This is a genomic window from Sphaerotilus sp., from assembly GCF_031429695.1.
In the GTDB taxonomy this organism is placed as follows: Bacteria; Pseudomonadota; Gammaproteobacteria; order Burkholderiales; family Burkholderiaceae_C; genus Sphaerotilus.
Genome location: NZ_JANPAB010000045.1, coordinates 1 through 2994 on the forward strand (window position 1 = coordinate 1; position 2994 = coordinate 2994).

A 2994-nucleotide genomic window follows, 5' to 3' on the forward strand; every position below is an offset into this window, starting at 1 on the left:
TGGACCAGGTCGTAGCGTTTGCCTTGCCCTCGGCGTGGATCCTTCACCGTCGCCAAGCACTCCTTCAACGTCTTCATTGCGCTATCCGTGTCTCAAACCAGCTCGCATTGTCATTGTCTCAGGCAGCAGTGAACAGCCCTGTTGAAACACCAGCCAGCAGGCGATCGACGCTGGAATGATTAATTGATATGCATCGCAAATTAGTCAATCTTGAGGATGACCCTGTGAAATGTGTCCGTCAGAATGCGCTTGCCAGCGCAAGCGTAACCGCGAGGCTGGCTTCACGGCTGCTTCACCACCAATTTTGCGTGTTCCAGCCCCATTTCAAAAATACAAAGGAGCTGCATCATGGCGCGGATCATCAGCATTCACGAAGTCGACCTGCTGCCGGGGGCCGACGTGGCGAGCTTCGAACGATTCATGACGAACGAGTTCTGCCCGTCTATTCAGGCTTGGGACGGATGGATGGTCCGTCTCGCCAAAGCCGATCGCGGCGAACGGAGCGGCAAGTACGGGCTGGTTTTCGAGCTTGATACCACCGCACGAGACCGCATTACCCCGGCACACAACCAATTCACCGAGGAATCCCAACGCCTCATCGCGTCCGCGGGCGACTTGGACGCAAAGTTTGCGACGTACTCGTCGACAGTGCCTGGAAAAAACACGTGCTACACGGACTACGTGATTCTTGGCACGTAGCCAAAAATGAAAACAGGGCGTAGCAGATGGTCAGAGTGAAACTGTCCAACACCACCTGATGTGGTCGATCAGAACATCCATCGGCTCCAGCCAGCACGTCCTCTGTTCCCACTCCGCCCGGTTCGGACTGTCCGCCAGCCACCCCGGCTCCATCGCCACACCAGCATTACGGACCATCGGCGCACTATCGCGCCCCGGCTCGCCGCCGAGGTGCCCACCGGTGTAGACCTGCAGCGCGGGCATCGTGGTGGACAGCGTCATCGACAGCCTTCCGTCCGACGAGGTCAGCACCGCAGCGGGTTGCCCCGCATCGAGCAGCCAGCCATGGTCGTAGTCGTTGCCGATTGAATGCGCAGTGCGGAAATCGAACCCCGTCCCCGCGACCGGCTGCGGCCCGTCCACCGGCAGCAACTCGGCATCGACGGGCAGGTACTGCGACGCCGCGAGCTGCAGCGTGTGACCGAGGACGCTGCCCGGCTGCGCATCGAGGTTGAAGTACGCATGCTGCGTCGGCGCGACCGGGCAGGGAGCGTCCACCGTGGCGCGGATCTCCATCGCCATCGACATCGCGTCGGTCAGCGTGTAGACGACATCGAGGTGCAGCGCGCCGGGGAAGCCTTGGTCGCCGTCCGGGCTGTCGAGCGAGAAGGTGACCACGGTGTCGCTCTGCTGCGTGACCTGCCAGCGGCGGTGGCTGAAGCCGTCGGGGCCGCCGTGGAGCTGGTGGCGCGAGCCGGCAGGGTGGGCAGCGAGCGCATGGGTGACGCCGTCGCGGTGCAAGCGGGATTCGGCAATGCGGTTGGCATAGCGGCCGACGGTGGCGCCGAGGTAGCCGCCGCGCGTGGCGTGGTCCTCGGGTGTCGGGTGGGCGAGCAGCACCTCGCGCGGCGCTTCACCGGGAACCGGTACCCGGCAGGACAGCCAGGTGGCGCCCCAGTCCATGAACGTGACTTCGATGCCGCCTGGGCGTGCGAGCCGGATGAAGCGGGGATGGTCGAAACGGGCGGGCGGTGTGGGCGTCATGGCGTTCCACTATATAGAGCCACGGCGCGCAAAACGGGGCAGGCGCCGCCGGGAGACAGTCGGCGGCGCCTGCGTTTATCAGCAGCAAAGGCTGGTCGGTTCAGGTGTCATCGCACGCGGCCTTCCTTCCAGGCGCCGAGCAGCTTGTCGTAGTCGATCGTCTCGCCCTTGGGCTTCTCGTTCGCCAGCTTGGCCCACGGCGCCGCCTTGTCGGACAGCCACTTCTTCGGGTCTTCCTTCTTGTTCAGCTTGGGCGCGCACTTGGCCATGCCGGAACGCTCCAGCCGCGCCATCACGTCGTCCATTTCCTTGGCGAGGTTGTCCATCGCGCCCTGCGGGGTCTTTTCACCCGTGACGGCCTGGGCGACGTTCTTCCACCAGAGCTGCGCCAGCTTCGGGTAGTCGGGGACGTTGGTGCCCGTCGGCGTCCAGGCCACGCGGGCCGGGCTGCGGTAGAACTCGACCAGACCGCCGAGCTTGGGCGCCATGTCGGTCATGGCCTTGCTCTGGATGTCGGACTCGCGGATGGGCGTCAGGCCAACGAGGGTCTTCTTCAGCGAGGTGGTCTTGGCGGTCACGAACTGGGCGTAGAGCCAGGCGGCGGCTGTCTTGTTGGCGTCGTGGCTCTCGAAGAAGGTCCACGAACCCACGTCCTGGTAGCCGTTCTGCATGCCCTGTTTCCAGTAGGGGCCGTTCGGGCCGGGGGCCATGCGCCACTTCGGCGTGCCATCCTCGTTGACGACCGGCAGGCCCTTCTTGGTCATGTCCGCAGTGAAGGCGGTGTACCAGAAGATCTGTTGCGCGATCTGGCCCTGCGCGGGCACCGGGCCGGCCTCGCCGAAGGTCATGCCGATGGCTTCCTTGGGCGAATACTTCTTCATCCAGTCCACGTACTTGGTCAGCGCGTAGACGGCGGCCGGCGAGTTTGTGGCGCCCCCGCGCTCGACCGAAGCACCCAGCGGGGTGCAGCCGTCGGCGGAAGCGCGGATGCCCCATTCATCCACCGGCTTGCCGTTCGGGATGCCGATGTCGGCGGTGCCGGCCATCGAGAGCCAAGCGTCGGTGAAGCGCCAGCCGAGGCTCGGGTCTTTCTTGCCGTAGTCCATGTGGCCGTAGATCTTGACGCCGTCGATCTCCTTGACGTCCTCGGAGAAGAACTGGGCGATGTCTTCGTAGGCCGACCAGTTGACCGGCACGCCGAGCTCGTAGCCGTACTTGGCCTTGAACTTGTCCTTCAGGTCCTGGCGGTCGAACCAATCCTTGCGGAACCAG

At 64.2% G+C, this 2994-nt stretch carries 3 protein-coding genes; 1 reads left to right on the forward strand and 2 read right to left on the reverse strand.

All coding sequences use genetic code 11. The features are described 5' to 3' along the window. Positions 1 to 348: 348 nt before the first annotated feature. Positions 349 to 699, forward strand: a complete 351-nt coding sequence (locus tag RMP06_RS08015; protein ID WP_310461247.1) for a hypothetical protein — start codon at positions 349 to 351, stop codon at positions 697 to 699. Between the two features lie 30 nt (positions 700 to 729). On the opposite strand, the gene RMP06_RS08020 is transcribed toward RMP06_RS08015, so the two are convergent. Both RMP06_RS08020 and RMP06_RS08025 read right to left on the reverse strand, forming a co-directional pair. After that, positions 730 to 1722: a galactose-1-epimerase gene (locus RMP06_RS08020; RefSeq protein ID WP_310461248.1), complete on the reverse strand. Its 993-nt coding sequence runs from the start codon at positions 1720 to 1722 to the stop codon at positions 730 to 732. Between the two features lie 107 nt (positions 1723 to 1829). Then, a partial coding sequence (locus RMP06_RS08025; RefSeq protein WP_310461249.1) for an ABC transporter substrate-binding protein occupies positions 1830 to 2994 on the reverse strand: 1165 nt, incomplete at its 5' end.

Bases quoted from the DNA above. Each gene is read 5' to 3' on its own strand.
- RMP06_RS08015 (WP_310461247.1), top strand. From the start codon at position 349: ATGGCGCGGATCATCAGCATTCACGAAGTCGACCTGCTGCCGGGGGCC.
- RMP06_RS08020 (WP_310461248.1), bottom strand. From the start codon at position 1,722: ATGACGCCCACACCGCCCGCCCGTTTCGACCATCCCCGCTTCATCCGG.